Source organism: Mesorhizobium sp. B2-3-13, assembly GCF_006442195.1.
GTDB classification, from domain to species: domain Bacteria; phylum Pseudomonadota; class Alphaproteobacteria; order Rhizobiales; family Rhizobiaceae; genus Mesorhizobium; species Mesorhizobium salmacidum.
Genome location: NZ_VFVQ01000001.1, coordinates 22,921 through 42,569 on the forward strand (window position 1 = coordinate 22,921; position 19,649 = coordinate 42,569).

The 19,649-nt window shown below is 63.5% G+C and carries 18 protein-coding genes; 11 read left to right on the plus strand and 7 right to left on the minus strand.

All coding sequences use genetic code 11. The features are described from left to right. Positions 1 to 68: 68 nt before the first annotated feature. The 11 genes from FJ941_RS00110 to FJ941_RS00165 all read left to right on the plus strand — a co-directional run bounded on the left by FJ941_RS00110 (position 69) and on the right by FJ941_RS00165 (position 12,900). Positions 69 to 1,055 carry an ABC transporter permease gene (locus FJ941_RS00110; protein WP_140502292.1) on the plus strand — a complete coding sequence of 329 codons (987 nt, stop codon included), beginning with the start codon at positions 69 to 71 and terminating at the stop codon, positions 1,053 to 1,055. Between the two features lie 88 nt (positions 1,056 to 1,143). Then, positions 1,144 to 2,169 (plus strand): sugar ABC transporter substrate-binding protein, encoded by a 1,026-nt coding sequence (locus tag FJ941_RS00115; RefSeq protein WP_027141528.1) that lies wholly within the window; start codon positions 1,144 to 1,146, stop codon positions 2,167 to 2,169. A 91-nt stretch (positions 2,170 to 2,260) separates the two neighbouring features. Beyond that, positions 2,261 to 4,384: an SMP-30/gluconolactonase/LRE family protein gene (locus FJ941_RS00120; protein WP_140502293.1), complete on the plus strand. Its 2,124-nt coding sequence runs from the start codon at positions 2,261 to 2,263 to the stop codon at positions 4,382 to 4,384. Next, positions 4,381 to 5,433: a hypothetical protein gene (locus tag FJ941_RS00125; protein WP_140502294.1), complete on the plus strand. Its 1,053-nt coding sequence runs from the start codon at positions 4,381 to 4,383 to the stop codon at positions 5,431 to 5,433. Before FJ941_RS00120 ends, FJ941_RS00125 begins: the two co-directional genes overlap by 4 nt. Then, entirely contained in the window at positions 5,433 to 6,929 is a 1,497-nt protein-coding gene (locus tag FJ941_RS00130) for a sugar ABC transporter ATP-binding protein (RefSeq protein WP_140502295.1), read from the plus strand. The genes FJ941_RS00125 and FJ941_RS00130 overlap by 1 nt, the downstream gene beginning before the upstream one ends. Positions 6,930 to 7,326: 397 nt before the next feature. Continuing rightward, complete coding sequence (locus tag FJ941_RS00140; RefSeq protein ID WP_140502297.1) at positions 7,327 to 7,737, plus strand: carboxymuconolactone decarboxylase family protein; 411 nt, start codon at positions 7,327 to 7,329, stop codon at positions 7,735 to 7,737. Between the two features lie 138 nt (positions 7,738 to 7,875). Then, positions 7,876 to 8,712 (plus strand): metallophosphoesterase, encoded by an 837-nt coding sequence (locus FJ941_RS00145; protein WP_140502298.1) that lies wholly within the window; start codon positions 7,876 to 7,878, stop codon positions 8,710 to 8,712. Next, positions 8,709 to 9,866, plus strand: coding sequence for an ABC transporter ATP-binding protein (locus FJ941_RS00150; protein WP_140502299.1), 1,158 nt, complete (start codon positions 8,709 to 8,711; stop codon positions 9,864 to 9,866). Before FJ941_RS00145 ends, FJ941_RS00150 begins: the two co-directional genes overlap by 4 nt. After that, entirely contained in the window at positions 9,859 to 10,782 is a 924-nt protein-coding gene (locus FJ941_RS00155; protein ID WP_140502300.1) for a sugar ABC transporter permease, read from the plus strand. Before FJ941_RS00150 ends, FJ941_RS00155 begins: the two co-directional genes overlap by 8 nt. Next, positions 10,779 to 11,609 carry a carbohydrate ABC transporter permease gene (locus FJ941_RS00160; protein WP_140502301.1) on the plus strand — a complete coding sequence of 277 codons (831 nt, stop codon included), beginning with the start codon at positions 10,779 to 10,781 and terminating at the stop codon, positions 11,607 to 11,609. Before FJ941_RS00155 ends, FJ941_RS00160 begins: the two co-directional genes overlap by 4 nt. Positions 11,610 to 11,634: 25 nt before the next feature. After that, positions 11,635 to 12,900: an ABC transporter substrate-binding protein gene (locus FJ941_RS00165; protein WP_140502302.1), complete on the plus strand. Its 1,266-nt coding sequence runs from the start codon at positions 11,635 to 11,637 to the stop codon at positions 12,898 to 12,900. Between the two features lie 48 nt (positions 12,901 to 12,948). Here the strand turns inward: FJ941_RS00165 and FJ941_RS00170 are convergent, their stop codons facing one another. From FJ941_RS00170 to FJ941_RS00200, 7 genes are all read right to left on the minus strand, one after another. Further along, complete coding sequence (locus tag FJ941_RS00170) at positions 12,949 to 13,836, minus strand: amidohydrolase (protein ID WP_181169697.1); 888 nt, start codon at positions 13,834 to 13,836, stop codon at positions 12,949 to 12,951. Then, a complete protein-coding gene (locus FJ941_RS00175; protein WP_140502304.1) occupies positions 13,836 to 14,972 on the minus strand; it encodes a VWA domain-containing protein in 1,137 nt (378 codons plus the stop codon). Before FJ941_RS00175 ends, FJ941_RS00170 begins: the two co-directional genes overlap by 1 nt. A 73-nt stretch (positions 14,973 to 15,045) precedes the next feature. Beyond that, a complete protein-coding gene (locus tag FJ941_RS00180) occupies positions 15,046 to 15,927 on the minus strand; it encodes a MoxR family ATPase (RefSeq protein ID WP_140502305.1) in 882 nt (293 codons plus the stop codon). 9 nt (positions 15,928 to 15,936) lie between these two features. Next, complete coding sequence (locus FJ941_RS29610; protein WP_140502306.1) at positions 15,937 to 16,941, minus strand: molybdopterin cofactor-binding domain-containing protein; 1,005 nt, start codon at positions 16,939 to 16,941, stop codon at positions 15,937 to 15,939. Position 16,942: 1 nt separating this feature from the next. Beyond that, complete coding sequence (locus tag FJ941_RS29615) at positions 16,943 to 18,310, minus strand: xanthine dehydrogenase family protein molybdopterin-binding subunit (protein ID WP_140502307.1); 1,368 nt, start codon at positions 18,308 to 18,310, stop codon at positions 16,943 to 16,945. 11 nt (positions 18,311 to 18,321) lie between these two features. Beyond that, positions 18,322 to 18,804, minus strand: coding sequence for a (2Fe-2S)-binding protein (locus FJ941_RS00195; RefSeq protein ID WP_140502308.1), 483 nt, complete (start codon positions 18,802 to 18,804; stop codon positions 18,322 to 18,324). Between the two features lie 54 nt (positions 18,805 to 18,858). After that, entirely contained in the window at positions 18,859 to 19,647 is a 789-nt protein-coding gene (locus tag FJ941_RS00200; RefSeq protein WP_140502309.1) for an FAD binding domain-containing protein, read from the minus strand. Between the last annotated feature and the right edge of the window lie 2 nt (positions 19,648 to 19,649).

A 19,649-nucleotide genomic window follows, 5' to 3' on the forward strand; every position in this document is an offset into this window, starting at 1 on the left:
AGCGGCGTTGAGCCGATTAGCTTTCTCTCCCAGGGACGGCAGCGCTGCCACCGGGGTGAAAGCAGACAATGAACATGGGCGGCTGGCTGAACTTCAGGAGCCTGAATCAGGAAGGCATTGTCTTTGCCATAGCGGTGGTGCTGTTCGTTGCAGCGGCTATAGCCCTGCCTCGCTTCATAGATCCCAACAATCTCGTCGCCATCGTCCGCTCGGTCTCGGTGCTGGGTATTCTGGCGCTGGGCATGGCGGTCGTCATCATCGGCCGCGGCATTGACCTGTCGGCGGTGGCGATCATGGCGATGTCGGTCGCCTGGTATCTGCAACTGCTCAATACCGGAACGCCGGATGGGCTGGCCTTCACCTATGTGCTGGCCGGCGTGCTCGCCATCGGCCTGCTCAACGGCTTTCTCGTCGCCTATGCCGATGTGCCGGCGATCTTCGTCACGCTGGCGACCGGCTCCTTCGTCTTCGGCTATGTCCGTTCGCAATTGATCACCCAGGACGCGGTGCCGGTGCCGCAGGGCCATTGGGTGGAACTGCTCGGCGGCCTGCGCTTCCTCGACGTCCCGATCGAGGTGTTCGTCTTCGCGGGTCTCGCCTTCCTGTTCTTTCTGTTCCTGCGCTACACCAAATGGGGCCGCTATATCTATTTCGCCGGCGACAATCCGGTCGCGGCGCGCAATATCGGCATTCCGGTACGGCCGATGCTGGTGCTGCGCTATGTGCTGTCCGCTTTCGTGGCACTGATCGCCGGCCTTTTGACCGCGGCCAGCCTGCATTCGATCAACACGCGTGTCGTCAATTCGACGCTGCTCTACGACATCGTGCTGGTGGCGGTGATCGGCGGCATCGGGCTGTCGGGCGGGCGAGGCGGGGTGCGCAACGTGCTGGTCGGGGCAGCACTCATCGGCGTCCTGCTCAACGCCATGACCATCATCGATATTCCGCTGCTCTACCAGAATCTGATCAAGGCGGCGATCCTGCTCGGCGCCATCATCGTCGACGGCATCATCAATCCACGTGACGAACAGACAGCGCAGCAGGGCGACATTTAGAGCAGATGGGCTAGCCCATCTTGCTCGGGGTACCCGGCGCGATCGGGGGCGATCGGCCGGCAATGAAAACCGAACCAGAGGATGACACATGAAACTGATCAGAACACTCATGGCGGCGGCCACGGCCCTTGCCGTCACCGCCTTCGTGGCGCCGACCTTCGCCGCCGACGATCCAGGCCCCGCTGCCTATGCGCAAGCGCTGAAAGGCAAGCGCGTCATGCTGGTGCCGCTGGCGATGGGCTTCGACCTGGCGCAGGGCTGGGCACATTACCTGAAGAAGGAGGTCGAGGCCTGGGGCGGCACATTCGAGACGCGTGATCCGAACTGGGTGGTCGATGCCGGAGCGCAGGCGATCACCGATGCGATCTCGTCGGACACGAGGCCCGATGTGCTGATCATCCATGCGCCGGACCTCAACTCCTATTCCAAGCTGATGAAGAAGGCGCAGGCCGCCGGCACCTATGTGATCCTCGTCGACAATCCGGCGAATTTCCCCGCCGACGCCTTTGTCGGCAGCGACTGGGACCGGCTCGGCCAGCTCGAAGCCGAAGCCGCGATCAAGGGCTGCGGCGAGAACTCGTCCAAGAAGATCGGGCTGGTGCAGGGCGACCAGGCCAACTCTTCCAGCCTGTACCAGTATGCCGGCATCATGAAGGTGCTGGACAAGCATCCCGACTTCAAGGTCGTGGCCAAGCCCGACTCCAACTGGGACGCCACGACCTCGCGCAACGTGACGACGACCATGCTGCAGCAGAACCCGGACATCTGCTCGATCATCGACTTCTGGGATGGTGACGCGACCGGCGCATCCGCCGCGATCCGCGACGCCAAGCTCGACGGCAAGGTGTTTTTGGTCACGACCGGCGGCGGCGAAAAGGCAGCCGACTGCGACAAGCTGCAGGACGGCACTTACGGTGCTGTCGTCATGACGGAACTTGCCCGGCAGTCGGGCGACATGAACGCTATCATCAAATTCCTGCTGCAGAGCGGCCAGCCGGCCGGCACCTCGCACACCTACATCTATACGCTGGAGAAGGCGACGACGAAGGCCGATCTCAAGCCGGACAGCTGCTGGGACCTGAAGGCGCTGCAGGCCGAAGCAGCGGCGAAGTAAACCGATTGCCTTCAGCTGGTATCAGCGAGGTGGCCGGACAATTCCGGCCACCTCTTCTCTTTCCTTGTTCTCTCGTGCCCGCAGTGACCCGATGACCTTTCGCGAACGCCTGCAGTCCTGGCGCTACAATCTCGTGCCCGACCATCTGGTCGGCGAGATCCTGACCAAGCGCTGGACCGACAACGCCATTCCGTTCCTGGCGCTGGTGGCGACGCTCGGCGTGTTCGGCGCGATCATTCCAGGCTTCTTCAAGCTCTCCTCGCTGCAGGAATCGACCCGGCAACTCGGCGAATTCTCGATGGTGGTCACCGGCATGACCGTGGTGATGCTTGGCGGCGGCATCGATCTCTCGGTCGGCTCGATCTTCGCGCTGTCCTGCTTTTCCGCGGTCTATGTCTTCTTCATCCTTGAACAATCGATCTGGCTGGCGCTGGCCGCCTCGCTCGCCACCGGTCTAGTCTTCGGCGCGATCAACGGCTATCTCGTCGGCTACCTGCGGCTGCGTGCCTTCCTCACCACGCTCGTCACCTTCATCTTCGGGCGGGCGCTGTTCGACATCCTAGTCACCACCTATGCCGCCGACGTACAGCTTTCGACCGCTACGTCCGACGTGCTCGATTTCATCGGCGACAGCACTTTCTGGGGCCTGTCCGTTTCGGTATGGCTGGCGATCATCCTTGCCATCATCACCCATATCGCGCTGACACGTTCACGTCCCGGCTGGCATGTGCTGGCGGTGGGTGGCTCCCGGCGATCGGCGCACAATGCCGGCATCCGGGTGCGCCGTACCGTGTTCATGACCTATGTCTTTTCCGGTTTCTGCGCCTCGATCGGCGGCTTTCTCATCGCTTGCCGCCTGAGCGGGGCAGGGCCGGGCACAGGCCTCAACCTCGAGATCATGGCGCTGACCGCGGCGGTGGTCGGCGGCGTCAGCCTCGGCGGTGGCCGTGGCTCGGTGATCAAGGGCCTGATGGGCGCCATCATCGTGCTCACCATGACGAATGGGCTGATCCGGCTTGGCTACGGCACCGGCACCAACCAGATGGTACTGGGCATCATGCTGGCGGTGGCGGTGACCATCGACATCCGCTGGCTGAAGAACCGCCACAAGGTGCTCAACGAGGTCTATGTCGCGCCGGTCTATCTCAAGATGGGCAAAACACAGTCCGCGGTGCCGGGCTCCGGCACGCCTTACGCCCTCGACAACCGACTATCGGCTGCGGACCATATCGGGCTCGGTGAGCTGGAAGGGCCAGAAGACGTCATCCTCGACCGCGATGACAATCTCTATTGCGGCACGCGCCATGGCGAGATCGTCCGCTTCTTCGCGCCGGACTATGTCAGGTCGGAAGTGTTCGCCCATATTGGCGGGTTTCCGCTGGGGCTGGCTTTCGACAAGTCGGGCAATTTGATCAGCTGCGTCGGAGCCATGGGGCTATATTCGGTTTCGCCGCAGCGCGAAGTGAAACGGCTGTCGGCTGAGACGTCGCGCTCCTGGACGTCGATCGTCGACGATGCGCGGCTGCGCGATCCCAATGATTGCGACATCGCGCCGGACGGCCGCATCTATTTTACGGACTCGACCAAGCGGTATGATGCCCATGATTGGGCGCTGGATTCGATCGAAAACCGCGCCACAGGCCGGCTGCTGGTCTACGATCCGAAGGACGATTCCACGAAGACGCTGCTCGATGGCTACCGCTACACCAATGGTGTCTGCATGGCGCATGACGGCAAGTCGCTGTTCTTCGCCGAAAGCTGGGCCTGCCGGGTGCACCGCTATTGGCTGGAAGGGCCGAAGGCCGGCACCGCCGAATGCGTCATCCGCGACATGCCGGGTTACCCCGACAACATCAACCGGGCGTCGGACGGCAATTACTGGATGGCGTGGCTGGGCATGCGCACGCCGAGCTTCGACCTCTCGCTGCGCCATCCCGACATGCGCAAGCGCATGACGCGCCGGCTGCCGCAGGACGAATGGCTGTTTCCCAACATCAACACCGGCGGCGTGGTGAAATTCAACGAAAAGGGCGGCATCGTCGAGGCGATGGGCGACTTGACAGGCGGGGCGCACCCAATGGTCACCTCGATGCGCGAGCACAAGGGATATCTCTTCGTCGGCGGCATCCTCAACAATCGCATCGGCCGCTACAAAATTGCCGGCGCCGACCCGAGCTGGACCAGCCCTGCCTCCTACTGGGGAGCGAAGCCATGATCCTCGATCCGATCCTGGATATGTTTCGTGGCAAGGCGGTGACTATCCCGCCGCTCGACGGCGCCTTCCGCCCCAACACGCGGCTCGATGATGCGCCGGCGTTCGCCGAGCTGACCGAGCCGGACAATCTGCTGGTTGCCGATGGCCGACTGCTGGCCTCCAGCGGCAACGCCGTCTATGCGATTGCCGTTGGTGTGGAACCTGCCGTGGTCGGGACCTTTCCATCTCCCGTCACGGCGCTGACGCTGTCGCCTTCAGGCGAACTGACGGTGGGGCTGGAGAGCGGCAAGCTGTTGATCGCGGGCAGGGAGGCGTCCTTGCCGGCAGGGATTGGCTGCATCACCGCGCTTGCCTATGCAGGAGACGGTACGCTGTGGCTTGCCAATGGTTCGGCCGAATTCTCGCCGTCGCAATGGGCCGCCGACCTGATGAAGAAGGGCGCGTCCGGTTCGCTTTGGGCGCGAGCGGCGGGTGGCGAGTTCCGCAAGGTGGCTGGCGACATCGCTTTTCCCTATGGACTTCACATCCTTGGCAGCGATGTGCTGGTCAGCGAAAGCTGGCGCCACCAGCTTGTCCGTTTCGATGGCGCGACCGGCAACCGCTCGACGGTGCTGACGCATCTGCCCGGCTATCCCGCGCGGCTGTCGCCTGCTGGCGATGGCGGGGCGTGGCTGACGCTGTTCGCCCCACGCAACCGGCTGATCGAATTCGTGCTGCAGGAGACGCATTACCGTCAGGACATGATCGACCAGGTGCCGCCGGCCTACTGGATTGCCCCGGCGCTGGTATCAAACCGCAGTTTCCTCGAGCCGCTGCAATGCGGCGGCATCCGCACGATGGGCATTCACAAGCCATGGTCGCCCAGCCGCTCCTACGGGCTGGTGGTCCGGCTCGACCGGGAGATGCAACCACAATTCAGCCTGCACAGCCGCGCCAACGGCACGCGCCACGGCATCTGCAGCGTGGTGGAGAAAGGCGGCGAGCTGTTCATTGGGTCCAGGGGTGGCGATTGCGTGCTGGCCGTCGATCTTGCCTCGGGAGGTTTCTGATGGAACCGATCGTTCGCCTCGAAAACGTCACCAAGAATTACCGCGGCGTGCCCGCGGTGAAGAACGTCAGCTTCGAGCTACGCAAGGGCGAAATCCATGCGCTGCTCGGCGAGAATGGTGCCGGCAAGTCGACACTGACCAAGATCATCGCCGGTGTGGTCGACGCCACGTCAGGCAGGATGTTCCACAAGGGCCGGGAGACAGCCTACGCCTCGCCGCATGCGGCGCTCGAGGCCGGCATCGCCATGGTGTTCCAGGAGACCAGCCTGGTGCCGTCGATGACGGTGGCGCAAAACCTCTATCTCGGTACTGAAAAATTCCTCAACCGGCTGCGCGGCACGTATATTTCAGCACAGCAGTTCCTGCAGTCGCTGAATTTTCCGGTCGATCCCAACGCCATGGTGGCGACACTGGGTGCTGCCAAGCGGCAGATGGTCGAGATCGCGCGCGCGGTGCACCACAATGCCGAGATCATCATCTTCGACGAGCCGACGGCGACGCTGACGCCGGAGGAGAAGCGGCATTTCTTCGCGCTGATCCGGCGGCTGAAGGCGAACGGTGTGTCGATCGTCTTCATCAGCCATGCTCTCGAAGAGGCTCTGATGATCGCCGACCGCATCACCATCCTGCGCGACGGCGAACTGGTCATCACCGACGACACATCAACCTTCGACCGCGACAAGATCGTCGCCGCCATGGTCGGGCGAACGCTGTCGGGACAGATTTATCGGCAGCGCGACGAAGCCAAGCTGCGCAAGGCCGGCAAGAAGGTGCTCTCGGTGCAGGACATCTCGATGAGCAATGTCGTGCGCAACAATTCCTTCTCGATCTTCGAGGCCCAGATCACCGGCGTATTCGGGCTGATCGGTTCCGGCCGCACCGAGACCTTCAAGATCGTGTCGGGCATCTACAAGCGCGATTTTTTGCGCGGTGGGGCGATCGAGCTGGACGACAGGCCGGTGCGCTATCTCGTGCCGAGCGAAGCCGTGGCGGACGGCATCGTCTATGTCACCGAGGACCGCAAGAGCGAAGGTATCTTCGAAACGATGGGCATTGCCGAGAACCTGTTCGGCGGGCTGCTGGCGGCAGGCCGCGAACAGTCGTGGGTGATCAACCAGCAGGAGATGCGTCAGCTTTCGGCCGAATGGACCAGGACGCTGAACATCAAGGCGATCAACGACAATGCGCGCGTGGTCGAGCTGTCCGGCGGCAACCAGCAGAAGGTGGTGATCGGCAAGGGGCTGGTACAGAAGCCGCGCATCGTCATATTCGACGAGCCGACGCGCGGCGTCGATGTCGGCGCGATCGCGGAGATCCACCAGATCATCAACAGGCTGGCCGACGAGGGCCTCGCGGTCGTTGTCATCTCGTCCTATTTGCCGGAGATCATGAACCTGTCGGATCGCATTTTGGTCTGTCGGCAGGGCCGCATCGTCGAGGAGTTTTCCCCGGCGGAGGCGACGGAGGAGAAGATCATGTACGCGGCGGTGCATTAGGGTGTGTTCGAGGAATACCCGATATATCTGACAATCTTTGCTGCAGGCTTCAGGATTAGCCGACACGACGACCACTTCGTCATCCTGGGGCGAAGCAAGGAGCGAAGCGACGCGGCGCAGACCTCAGGATCCATGCCGGGACTCCGGTGCGTTGCCACGGGGCAGGATTCTGCTCCGCTGCGCTCTACAACTAAGGTCGCGGCATGGATCCCAGGGTCTCCGCGACGGAGCTTCGCTCCTGCTTCGCCCAGGGATGACGAAGTTTTAGGTGCTTCGGCCAACCTTCAAGGTCCCGTGCATTGAGCGCCAAAACTGAGTCAAAAAAGTTGGTTAGCCGTATTTGCTCGAGACGTGATTCAACGGGCTAATTCATCGATCCGAACGAAAGGACCAGACCATGGCCACCACAAGACTCCTCAGCGATGCCGAGGTGGAGAAGATCCCGGTAGTGAAGGCGGTGTTCGACGACATCAGGGCGACGCGCAAATCGGATTTCGTCAACAATTTCTGGCGAGGGCTCGCCAATGATCCGGCGGCGTTGAAGCGCATCTGGGAGCAGCTGAAGGTGGTGATGGTCGCCGACAGCGCCATCGACCCATTGACCAAGGAAATGATCTATATCGCGGTATCGACGGCCAATGGCTGTTCCTACTGCGTTCATTCGCACACGGCGGCAGCGCGGGCCAAGGGCATGACCGATGTACAGCATGGCGAGTTGGTATCGATCATCGGGCTCGCCGGCCAGACCAATCATCTGGTCACGGCCATGCAGATCCCGGTCGATACGCAATTCGAGGTGAAAAGCTAGCCGTCAGCCAGCCTATCGGCATGGCAGGGAACATTTGTCCCCTGCCTGTTAAGGAAGTGACATGTAACGGCACTAAGGAGACCCACGCGAAGTCGCGCCGGTGGGTTTCCGGCAGCCGGCTCTCGCAGTGGAGCCGGCATGAAAATCGTCCAGATCACCGATACCCATTTCAGCCCGAGCAAGCCGCATTTCAACGGCAATTGGGAGCCGCTGGCCGCCTGGATCGCGCAGAGCGGCGCCGACCTCGTCATCCACACCGGCGATCTTAGCGTCGATGGCGCCGACAAGGATGCCGACATCAGCTTCTGCATGGAGCTGATGCGGGAGATTTCGGTCCCGATGCTGCTCGTGCCTGGCAATCACGATGTCGGCCATCTGCCCGGCTCGTTGCAGCCGGTCAATGCGGAACGTCTTGAGCGCTGGCACCGGCTGGTCGGTCCCGATTACTGGATGGAGGACGCTGGAAACTGGCGATTTATCGGCCTCGACAGCCTGCTGATGGGCTTTGATGATGCCGAGGAAGAGGCCCAGTTCGAATGGTTGCGGACTGTGCTGGAAAGCCGCGGCGGCCGTCGCATCGCGCTCTTTGCCCACAAGCCGTTGTTCATCGATGAGCCGGGTGAGGGCGACACCGGTTACTGGAGCGTTCGGCCGACGCAGCGGCAGCGTCTTTATGACCTGATCGGTTGCCATGATGTTGCATTGTTCGCCAGCGGTCACCTGCACCGGGCATGGCAAGGCAAATACGAAAGCACCGCGCTGGTATGGGGGCCTTCGGCGGCCTTCGTCGTCGGCGACATGGAGCGCGACATGCCGGGCGAGCGGCTGCTCGGCGCGGTCGTGCATGAATTCGGCGACACAGTCACCAGTGAGATCGTCGCGATCCCAGGCATGAGCGTCCATGTCCTCGATGACGTGGTTGAGGAAGTCTACCCGCACGAGGCGCACAAGGTCCGCGGGAAGGTCGCATCATGAGCGCGCTCTCGCTTCGCGATCTGAACAAGTCCTTTGGCGGCAACGCCGTCCTGAACGGCGTCAGCCTCGACGTCGAAGCAGGCGAGTTCATCGCTTTGGTCGGCCCCTCGGGCTGCGGCAAAAGCACCTTGCTGCGCATTCTGGCGGGGCTTGATCATGCTGACAGCGGCGAGATTTTCGTCGGCGGCAAGGACATGTCGGCGGTCGCCGCGGCCGATCGCAACATCGCCATGGTGTTCCAGTCCTACGCGCTCTATCCGCATCTGACGGCCGGCCAGAACATCGCGGTCCCGCTGGCCATGAAGCGGCTGAGCCGGACGCAGCGGCTGCCGTTGGTCGGCTCGGTCCTGCCGGGCCAGAAAGAGATCCGCGCCGGCATTTCGCGCGATGTCCGCGAGATGGCAACCGTGCTGAAGATCGACCATCTGCTCGACCGCAAGCCGGGACAGATGTCGGGCGGGCAGCGGCAGCGCGTGGCCTTGGCACGCGCCATGGTGCGCCACCCCAGCATCTTCCTGATGGATGAGCCGCTTTCCAATCTCGACGCCAATCTGCGCGTCCATGCCCGCGGCGAGATCGTGGAACTGCACCGCCGCGCCGGCGTGCCGACGCTCTATGTGACGCATGACCAGGCCGAAGCGCTTTCGATGGCCGATCGCGTGGCGGTGATGATTGGCGGCAACCTGCTGCAGCTGGCCGCGCCCGAAGCGATCTACAACGATCCCGCCTATATCGAGGTTGCGCGCTTTGTCGGCCAGCCGAGGATCAACATCATACCGGCACGCGCCGAAAACGGCCGTGTCGATTTCATGGGCATCCGGCTGGCCTTGCTGGAGAAGGTGGCGAATGGCGCTGTCAGCCTCGGCATCCGGCCTGAATTCGTCAAACTGTCTCCCAGCGGGCGGAGCGGCCTTGCCGGGCGGATCGAGCGTCTGGAATTCCTCGGATCGGAGGTCATTGCCCACTGCCGGCTCGACGTGACCGGCGACAATGTCATCGCCAAGCTGGCACCGCACGAGGCGAGGGAGCTGATCGCGGGAATGCCGGCGGGTGTCCTTCTGTCACCCGAACAGGCCATGGTGTTCGGGCCAGAGGGAAGGCGGCTGCGTGCGGCGAGTGCCGCGCCCGCACGCCAGGAGCCGGCCTGTGTCTAGTATCGCGCTGGCGGGCAATGTCCCGAGCGCCGCGGCCCTCCACAGGCGCAGCGAAGATCGCACCGCCTGGCTGCTGGCTGCTCCCGCGATCGTGCTTTTGCTGCTGTTCGTGCTGCTGCCAGTGATTGCCGTTATTTTTCTCGGCTTCACCGATTTCGAGCTCGGCTATGGCAAATTTCGCCTGGTCGGCTTCGAGAACTACGCGCATCTCCTGACCGACCGCACCTTCCGCAGATCGCTGTGGAACACGTCAGTCTATACCGCGATCGTGGCACCGGTCTCGATCGTGCTCGGTCTCGGCGTTGCCTTGCTGATCGAAGGCGAACCGCGCGCGCGCGGCTTCTTCCGTACCGTCTATTTCCTGCCTGTGGCTTCGCTGATCGTCGCCATGGCGACTGTCTGGCAGTACCTCTTCCATCCGACGATCGGACCGCTCAACGCGCTGCTTGCGCTCGCCGGCATTCCCGGTCCGAACTGGCTCGGCGCCTCGAGCACCGTGCTCTACAGCCTGTCGATCATCGGCGTCTGGCAGTCGGTGGGCTTCAACATGGTGTTGTTCCTGGCGGGCCTGACGGCGATCCCGCGCGAACTCTATGCCGCCGCACATGTCGACGGCGCGAAATCGGCGCTCGACCGGTTCTTCCTGGTCACCTGGCCGATGCTCGGGCCGACGACGCTGTTTGTCGTCACCATCAGCATCACCAACGCGGTGAAGGTCTTCGAGACTGTGAAGATGCTGACCGACGGCGGGCCTAACAAAGCCTCCGAAGTGCTGCTGTTCACCATCTACCAGGAAGGTTTCGTCTATCTGCGCGTCGGCTATGCCTCGGCGATGACGGTCGTCTTCCTGGCGATCCTCGTCGTGCTGATGCTTCTCCAATATCGCGTGCTCGACCGGCGGGTGCATTACACATGACCAGTATCCCGACCGGCCGCATCATCCGTTTCGCCCTGCTTTCGCTCGGCGCGCTGATGATCCTTGCGCCTTACATTTTCATGATCTCGACCGCGGGCAAGACGCAGAGCGACATCTTCACCTCGTCGCTGTCGCTCATCCCCGAGCATTTCTACTTCGGCGAGAATTTCGCCAAGGCGCTGAACAAGGTGCCGATGGCAACGCTGCTGTGGAACGGCGTTGTCGTCTGCGGCCTGATCTTCTTCTTCCAGGTGCTGGTCGCCATTCCTTGCGCCTACGCCATGGCTAAGCTGAAGTTCCGCGCCGCTCGGCTGATGATGGTGCTGGTCATGCTCGGCCTGCTGGTGCCGATCCATGCCACGGCGCTGCCGCTCTACGTCGTCTTCGATAGGATGTCGCTGCTCAACAGCTACACCTCGCTGGTGGCGCCGTTCACCATCTCGGTGTTCGCGATCTTCATGTTCCTGCAGTTCTTCCGCGCCATGCCCGACGACCTCATCCACGCGGCGCGCCTCGACGGCATGTCCGAACTCGGCATCGTCGCGCGCGTCATCGTCCCCAACGCCTGGCCGGCCGTCACCGCGTTCGCGATCTTCTCGGTGGTCGCGCACTGGAACGATCTCTACTGGCCGCTGATCGTCGTCAGCAAGCAGGCCTACGCCACGCCGCCGCTCGGCCTGATGTATTTCCGCGCCGCCGAGGCAGGCGACGACTATGGCGCGCTGATGGCCGCCACGCTGATCATCACCCTTCCACTCGTCGTCGCCTTCCTGTTCGCACAGAAGCGCTTCGTCGAAGGCATCACCATGACCGGTCTCAAAGGCTGACCGGTTCGAACAGGAGCACGAGCATATGAAGCAACTTCCCAGGATTCTCGCAGCGGCGGCGGTTTCGCTGGCGTTCGCCCTTCCGGCCTATGCCGACACGACGCTGACGGTTCATTACCCGATGCCCGGCTTCTTCAAGAACGTGATGGACACGATCTCGAAGAAGTTCATGGAAGAAAATCCTGACATCAAGATCCAGTTCGCCAGCCCGTCCGCCACCTACGAGGAAGGCATCCAGACCATCCTTCGCCAGGCCGGCACCGACGAAATGCCCGATATCACCTTCATCGGACTCAACCGCCTGCGGATGCTCAACGAGCGCGACGTTGCCGTCGATCTTGGCCCGCTGGTCAAGAAGGAAGGCAACATGGCTGAGCTCGGCTTCTCCGACACGATCCTGAAGTTGGCGCAGGTCAACGGCAAGCAGGTCGGCCTCGCCTTCGCCACCTCGAACCCCATCATGTACTACAATGCCGACCTGGTGAAAGCCGCCGGCGGCGATCCGGACAATCCGCCCAAGACCTGGGACGAGGTGATCGCGCTCGGCGGCAAGATCAAGGCGCTCGGCAATGGCGTCGACGGCATCGACTTCCGCTGGCAAGGCGACGACTGGATGTTTTCGGCGCTGCTGTTCGGCGCTGGCGGCAAGATGCTGAACGAGGACGAAAGCAAGGTCGCCTTCAACGGGCCGGAGGGCGAGAAGGCAATGGAAATCCTGCAGCGGATGGTGAAGGAGGGCGGCATGCCGGTCTTCACCAAGCCGGCGGGCGAGCAGGCTTTCGCGGCCGGCAAAGTCGGCTTCGAGTTCCAGACCACCGGCGCCCTGGTCAACACCATCAAGAATGTCGGTGACAAGTTCACGCTGCGCACGGCCAAGATCCCGCTGATCGATCCAATCAACGGCCATCTTCCGACCGGCGGCAACGCCGTGGTCATCCTGACCAAGGATGCGGCAAAGCAGGACGCCGCCTGGAAGTTCGCGAAATTCGCCGCTGGTCCTTACGGCGCGTCGGTCGTCGTGCCCGGCACGGGCTATGTCCCCAACAATGAGCTCGCGGCGAAATCGCCGGAATATCTCGGCGATTTCTACAAGAAGAACCCGCTCTTCCAGGCCGGGCTCAGCCAGATGCCGCGGATGATACCGTGGTATGCTTTCCCGGGCACCAACGGTGTGAAGGTGACGCAGACCATCGTCGACAATCTGTCGCGGATCGTCGACCAGTCGGCGACCCCGAAGGAAGCGCTCACTGACGCGGCAAGCGATGTCGAAGGCATGCTGCCGACGCAATAAGGGCTGTGCAGGGTATCGCCGCGCCAATGGCGCGGCGGTCCCGGGCGATCAAACCGGCCGGTAGACCCGCTCCGCCGTGTTCCAGAAGATATCCGCCTCGGCGGCCGCACCATGCTTTGCCACGGCATCGCGATGCGCCATGATCAACTCGGCGTGGCTGGTCCAGAGTTTCTCGATGGGGAAGTTCGAGCCGAACATCAGGCGATCCGCGCCTAATATCTCGATCGCGTTGTCGACGATATAGCCGATCAGCGCCGGGTCGTTGCGGTGGACGAAGGTGCCCAGACCGGACAGCTTGGCGTAGAAGTTCGGCGCCGCCGACAGCGTGCGCAGGCCGGCCTTCCAGGCTTCGGTGGTTTCCGCGTCCATGCCGGTCAGCATGCCGGCATGGGTGAGAATGAAATTGGTTTGCGGGTTCTCGCCGACCAGCGTCAGCCCGTCCTTCATCTGGCCAGGAAAGAGCTGCAAGTCGAAGGACAGGCCGTAGTCTTTCAGCCGGGCGACATTGGCGCGTACTTTTGGATCGATGACCTGATCGGCCGAGGCAGCGAAGCGGAAGGCCGGCGTCTCGTGCCAATGCAGTTGCATGCGCACGCCGCGCAGCAGCGGATACTTTTTCAAGCGGTCGATCTGGGGCCTGACATCGTCCACCGTCATGTCGGTGTAGCCGACGATGGCGTGCGGCCAGCCTGTCTCGTCGGCCGTTTTCTGCAGGAAGGCGACTTCCTTTTCGAAATCCTCCTTGGCCCAGTTGGTCTGGACATAGACGGCCTTCTCGACACCCGAACCCTGCTGGTCGGCGAGAAACTCCTCGATCGGGTAGTCGCGGCGGATTGGCTCGTAGGGGCCGAAGATGCGCGGCACCATCGGCCCGACCAGCCAGGGCTGATCCTGCTGGCGCCAGATGTGGAAATGCGCGTCGATGGCTTTCTGCATCACGATACCCTTTTCCAGAGTGTCGCCGCCCGTGGAGCGGGGCGGGCGAGCGACAGGATGAAATCGGTGAGGCTGTTCACCGACGAGCCGTCCACCAGATCGTCGAGCACTGGCAGGATAGCGCGAAGCGCCGCCGTTGCCGGCTGGAAGCGCGGGTCGCCGGCCAGAGGTGTCGCCAGCGACAGCCGGAAGGCGCGGGCGCTCAGCCGGCGCATCGCCGTCTCCAGTTCGGCATGGTCGCCGCGCTCCAGCGCGTCCGAGAGGATGACCACTGCCGCACCGCGCGCGAAGGACGAAAAGCGCGGCACCGACAGAAAAGCCAGCAGCGTCGGTCCCATGCGGGTGCCGCCGTCCCAGTCGTCGACCTGGGCGGCCGCGCGCGCCAGCGCCTGGTCGCAGTCGCTGATGCGCAATGCTGATGTGATGCGGGTCAGACGCGTGCCGAAGGTGAAGATTTCCGCCCGGTCAGCGCCCTGCACGGCGGCATGCGCGAGCTTGAGGTAGTCAGCCGTGTGAAGCTTCATCGAGCCTGAGACGTCGATGAGGATCAGCAGCTTGCGCGGCACTGTCTGGCGGCGGCGCAACAAGGGCGAGGGGATATCGCCATCGGCGCTGACGATTTCCCTGAGCGAGCGGCGCAGGTCGAGCTTGCCGCGCGAATGAGTGCGCACCATGCGGAAGGAGCGGCGCGCGGGCAAGGCGCTCGACAGTCGGCGGCGAAAGACGGTCAGCCTGTCGCCGTCGCGCTGGAAGTCGCGGCTGCTCAACTGCTCCAGCGCCGAGGAAAGCTCACCGCCTTCCTGTCGCTCCTCGGCCTCGATCCGCTCGTCGTCGGCGCCGCCATCATCCTTGATGCGGGTTTCCTCGTCGGCGTCGCCTTCCACCACGGCTGATGTGTCGCCATAAAAATGGCTCTGGAAATGCGCCTCGAATTCGTCGCGACGGTCAGGTGGCGGCGCCAGGGTGGCCAGTGCTGCTTCGCGGATATCCGCCATCGAGCGTGGTCCAAGCAATGTCACCGCCTGCATGAAGCCGGAGACTTGTTCGGGGGCGATGGCGAAACCGTAGCGACGCAGCAGCCGGGCGAAGCCGAGGAAGGGTGCGGCGGCACGGGGCAAGCTTGTTTCGCGCATCATTGCGTGTCCCGCCAGCGTTGCGGAACACGCCGGTGAAGCCGTCCCGCCGAGAGCAGGGAGAAGGCATCGCGCATCACGCCAGCGCCTCCTCGACGATGCTGCCAAGCTCGGGTGCGATGTAGGAGAGGTCTTCCTCGTCTTTGATCAGCACGCCGATGGCGCGGCGGAAGGCTTCCGGCCACGGGCTGCCGCCTTTTTCCAGAATGGTGGCCGCGTTCGCCCATTCGACCGCCTCGGCGATGCCGGGGGGCTTGGCCAGCGGGCGAGCTCGGATGGTCTGCACCGCTGTCGCCACGGCGCGTGCGGTGGCCTGCGCGACATTGCCGGCGCGCAGCATGATGATGGCGGCCTCGCGTTCGGCGTCGGGATAGCCGATCCAGTGATAGACGCAGCGGCGACGCAGCGCCTCGGCAAGTTCGCGGGTGCGGTTCGAGGTCAGGATGACGATTGGCTGTGCCTCGGCGCGGATGGTGCCGCGCTCGGGAATGCTGATCTGGAAGTCGGACAGAAATTCCAGCAGCAGCGCCTCGAATTCATGGTCCGAGCGGTCGATCTCATCGACCAAAAGCACGCGTTGCTGCGGCGCCTTCAACACCTGCAGCAGCGGCCGGGCAATGAGGAAACGGTCGTCATAGATGTCGATCTCATGCTCTCCGGCATGGCGGATGGCGAGCAGTTGGCGCTGATAATTCCACTCATAGAGCGCGTGCGCGGCGTCGATGCCTTCGTAACATTGCAGACGCACCAGATCGCGGCTGAGCAGCTCGGCGATCGCCTTGGCAGCTTCCGTCTTGCCGACGCCCGGCGCGCCTTCGAGCAGCAGCGGCTTGCCGAGCCGGATGGCAAGGAAGATGGCGGTGGCGAGGCTGTCGTCGGCCAGATAGCGCGAGGCGGCGAGATGCTGTGCCACCGCCTCCGGCGAGGTCGCGACAGTTTCGGTGTTCACATCGGGCATTCTCAGCACTCAGTTGGAAGCCTGCGCCTTCAGCGCGCGCAAAATGCGCTCGGGCGTGATCGGCAGCGTGTCGATGCGCACGCCGACGGCGTCGAAGACGGCATTGGCAACCGCCGGTATTTGCGGGTTGGCGCACATTTCGCCTGGCCCCTTGGCGCCATACGGTCCGTCGGCCGATGGACGCTCCAGCACGATGATCTCGGTCTCGGCGAGGTCGCCGGGGCCAGGCATCAGATACTGGTTGAAGTCGGTGCCGCCATGGTCGCGGTTGGGATAATAAGGCTCGGTCGTTTCGTAGAGCGCGTGGCTGATGCCCATCCAGGAGCCGCCGACCAGCTGCTGCTCGACCATTTTCGGGTTCAGCGCGCGGCCAATCTCGAAGACGTTCTTCACGGTGAGCACCGTGACTTCGCCGGTCTCGTCGTCGACCTCGACTTCCGCGACCGTGCAGGCATGAGCGTAGCAGGTCGATGGCTTCATCGCGCCGGTTTCCTTCTCCGGATAGGAGCGCGGGATCAAAAACATGCCGCGGCCGGAGATCGAGCGGCCGCGCTTGAAATGCGCCGACAGCGCGACATCGAAGATCGAGATGGATTTCTGCGGCGCGCCCTTGACCAGTACGTTGCCCTGGCCGTCGGTTTCGAGGTCCGAGGCGTTCACCTCCAGCTCTTCGGCCGCCACTTCAAGCATCACCTGGCGCGCTTCCCTGGCGGCCTGGATGACGGCATTGCCGGCGCGGTGGGTGCCGCGCGAGGCGAAGGTGCCCATGCAATGCGGGCCGGTATCGGTGTCGGCGGTATCGACAACGACGCGGTCGGTCGGCACGCCGATCGTCTCTGCGCAGATCTGAGCCATGATCTGCTTCATGCCCTGGCCGAGATCGACCGACGACAGCGTCACCATGAAATTGCCGGTCGGGGTCGAATGCACCAGCGCCTGTGTCGGGTCGCCGCCGAGGTTCATGCCGGTGGGATAGTTGATCGCGGCGACGCCGCGTCCGCGCCTGATCGCCATTTCAAGCTCCGTTCTTGTAGGAGGACATTGCCATGTATTTCTCCGCGACCGGCCAGTTGGCGACGCGCGAGGCTTCCTGCATGCATTCGATCAGTGCCGCACCCTCCGTCGGCTGGCGATGCGCCTTCATGTCGCCGTCGCGATAGGCGTTGATGAAACGGAATTCGAGCGGGTCCATGCCGATCAGCCGGGCCAGCTTGTCCATCTGCACCTCCAGCGCGAAGTCGCCGATGGTGACGCCGAAGCCGCGCATGGCCGATGACGGCGTGCGGTTGGTATAAACGCAGTAGGTGTCGATCCAGACATTCGGGATAGTGTAGGGACCGGGATAATGGCCCGCCCCCTTCTGCGCGCCATAGGGCGAGTGGCGGGAGTAGGCGCCGGCATCGGTGTAGCCTGTGACTTTCCGCGCGACGATACGGCCGTCCTTCATGACGCCGTCCTTGATGACGACTTTTTCGGCCGCGCGGGGCGATGAAATCTGCATCTCCTCCTCGCGGCTGTAGATAAAACAGACCGGTCGCCCGGTTAATTTTGCGCCGAGGATGGCGATCGGCTCGACGATGACATCGACCTTGCCGCCGAAACCGCCGCCGACAGTGCCGCCGACGAAATGCAGCTTGCTGCCCGGCATCTGCAGGATGATCGATGTGTTGTCGAGGGTGAAGAACATCGCCTGCGTGTTGGTGTAGCAGGTGAAGCGGTCATTGCCTTCAGGCGCCACCACGCAGCCGGTGGTCTCGGTCGGCGCGTGCTCGATCGGCGAGGACTGATAGCTTTGCTCCAGCACGTGATCGGCTTGAGCAAAGCCCGCCTCGACATCGCCGAAGCGCACCTTGCGGCACGCGCCGCTGTCATAGAGGTAATAGTTCTGGCCGTGATATTCGTTGACGATGGGCGCGCCGGGCTTCAGTGCTTCTTCCATGTCGAAGACGGCGGGCAGCACCTCATAGTCGACCTTGACCTTGGCGGCCGCTTCCTGGGCGGCACGCTCGGTTTCGGCCAGCACCGCCACCACGGCCTCGCCCTTCCAGCGCACCTTGCCGTCGGCCAGCACCGTCTCGTCCTCCGGTCCGACCTGGATGAGGATCAGGATGGTGTAGACATTGTGCGGCACGTCCTTGGCCGTCAGCACCTTGATAACGCCTGGGTGTTTTTTGGCCTCGGAGGTGTCGATCGAGCGGATGCGGGCATGGTGGTGCGGGCTGCGCACCATCTTGAGGTGCAGCATGCCGGGGAAATTACGGTCGGCGAAATAGGCGGTTCTGCCGGTGACGTGGCCGGGCGAATCCGAGCGTGGCCGGGGCTGGCCGATCTCGTGCAGATCGTCCTTGCGGACATCGGCGAAGTAGCTCTTGCGCAGTTCCATTCTTTGGTCCCTCAAGCCGCGTTCTGCGAATTGGCGCGGGCGGCGGCGAGCACCGCCTGGATGATCGGCTCGTAGCCGGTGCAACGGCAGATGTTCCCAGACAGCGCCTCGACGACGTCCTCGCGGCTGGGATTGGGGGTGTGGTCGAGCAGCACCTTGGCCGCCATGATCATGCCCGGCGTGCAGAAGCCGCATTGGGTAGCGAATGTGTCGAGAAAAGCCCGTTGCAGCGGGTGCAGCACGCCGCCTTCGGCAAGGCCCGACGTGGTGGTGATCGTTGCACCATTGCAGGTCTCGGCCAGCGTCAGGCAGGAGAGCCTCAACTCGCCGTCGATAATAACGGAGCAGGCGCCGCACGTGCCCTGGTGGCAGCCGCCCTTCGGCGAGGTGTCGCCGATCTTGTCGCGCAAGGCATTGAGCAACGTCGTGGCGCTGTCGATGAATTCGGCCTTTTCAGACCCGTTGAGCGTGAATTGAACCGGAACCTTTGCCATTCTTCCTCCTTGCGCGCCTGCCCCGCAGGGCAAGCGCGCGCCCCCCACGTGTGATTAGCTGAGCAACAGCCTGCCGAGATGGACCGGCAGGACTTCAGCGCGATACCAGGCGCTGGCGATGGGATCGGTGATGGGCGCGGTGCCTTTGGTGGCGGCGGCCAGCGCTGCCGCGACGCCGTCCGGATCGAGCGTCCTGCCGAGCAGCGCCTTTTCCGCTGCCTTGGCACGCATCGGCCGATCGGCCATGCAGCTGAGCGCGATCCGCGCCGAGGACACGGTCCCGTCTCCAGCCTGTTCCAGAACGACCGCGATGCAGAGCACCGCGACCCCCTTGGGCTTGACCCGCGACACTTTGAGGAAGCGGAAGCTGTCGGCCTTCGTGAAACTGACCGACGTGACGATGGCGCGACTATCGTCCCGTCCGGCCAGGAAGGTCTCGATGGGCGTTTCGCCCTCATCGGTGCCGACCGTAGCATCGAGCGCCAGCAGGGCGACGGCGAAATCACCATAGGGCGCCGGCGCGAACAGATTGCCGCCGACGGTCGCCATATTGCGGATCGCCGGACCGCCGACGGCGCGGGAGGCCTTGGCAAGCGCACCGAGTTCCGGATGGCGGCCGATCTCCGCCATGGTTACCGAGGCGCCGATGCGGACCTTACCGCCGCTGACCGCGATGGCCGACAGCGCCGGGTCGGTCGACCTGACAAGGCCGGAGACCGAGACATCGCCTTCATTGGCCGCGCGGACCACGAGTGTACCCCCGCCGAGATAGCGCGTGCCGGCGGACTTCAGCGCGGCATCCGCGTCCTTCACCGTCGAGAATGTCTGCAATGCCAGCGCCATGG

Coding starts and splice junctions, on each gene's coding strand:
- FJ941_RS00110 (WP_140502292.1), top strand. CDS start 69: ATGAACATGGGCGGCTGGCTGAACTTCAGGAGCCTGAATCAGGAAGGC.
- FJ941_RS00115 (WP_027141528.1), top strand. CDS start 1,144: ATGAAACTGATCAGAACACTCATGGCGGCGGCCACGGCCCTTGCCGTC.
- FJ941_RS00120 (WP_140502293.1), top strand. CDS start 2,261: ATGACCTTTCGCGAACGCCTGCAGTCCTGGCGCTACAATCTCGTGCCC.
- FJ941_RS00125 (WP_140502294.1), top strand. CDS start 4,381: ATGATCCTCGATCCGATCCTGGATATGTTTCGTGGCAAGGCGGTGACT.
- FJ941_RS00130 (WP_140502295.1), top strand. CDS start 5,433: ATGGAACCGATCGTTCGCCTCGAAAACGTCACCAAGAATTACCGCGGC.
- FJ941_RS00140 (WP_140502297.1), top strand. CDS start 7,327: ATGGCCACCACAAGACTCCTCAGCGATGCCGAGGTGGAGAAGATCCCG.
- FJ941_RS00145 (WP_140502298.1), top strand. CDS start 7,876: ATGAAAATCGTCCAGATCACCGATACCCATTTCAGCCCGAGCAAGCCG.
- FJ941_RS00150 (WP_140502299.1), top strand. CDS start 8,709: ATGAGCGCGCTCTCGCTTCGCGATCTGAACAAGTCCTTTGGCGGCAAC.
- FJ941_RS00160 (WP_140502301.1), top strand. CDS start 10,779: ATGACCAGTATCCCGACCGGCCGCATCATCCGTTTCGCCCTGCTTTCG.
- FJ941_RS00165 (WP_140502302.1), top strand. CDS start 11,635: ATGAAGCAACTTCCCAGGATTCTCGCAGCGGCGGCGGTTTCGCTGGCG.
- FJ941_RS00170 (WP_181169697.1), bottom strand. CDS start 13,836: ATGCAGAAAGCCATCGACGCGCATTTCCACATCTGGCGCCAGCAGGAT.
- FJ941_RS00175 (WP_140502304.1), bottom strand. CDS start 14,972: ATGATGCGCGAAACAAGCTTGCCCCGTGCCGCCGCACCCTTCCTCGGC.
- FJ941_RS00180 (WP_140502305.1), bottom strand. CDS start 15,927: ATGCCCGATGTGAACACCGAAACTGTCGCGACCTCGCCGGAGGCGGTG.
- FJ941_RS29610 (WP_140502306.1), bottom strand. CDS start 16,941: ATGGCGATCAGGCGCGGACGCGGCGTCGCCGCGATCAACTATCCCACC.
- FJ941_RS29615 (WP_140502307.1), bottom strand. CDS start 18,310: ATGGAACTGCGCAAGAGCTACTTCGCCGATGTCCGCAAGGACGATCTG.
- FJ941_RS00195 (WP_140502308.1), bottom strand. CDS start 18,804: ATGGCAAAGGTTCCGGTTCAATTCACGCTCAACGGGTCTGAAAAGGCC.
- FJ941_RS00200 (WP_140502309.1), bottom strand. CDS start 19,647: ATGGCGCTGGCATTGCAGACATTCTCGACGGTGAAGGACGCGGATGCC.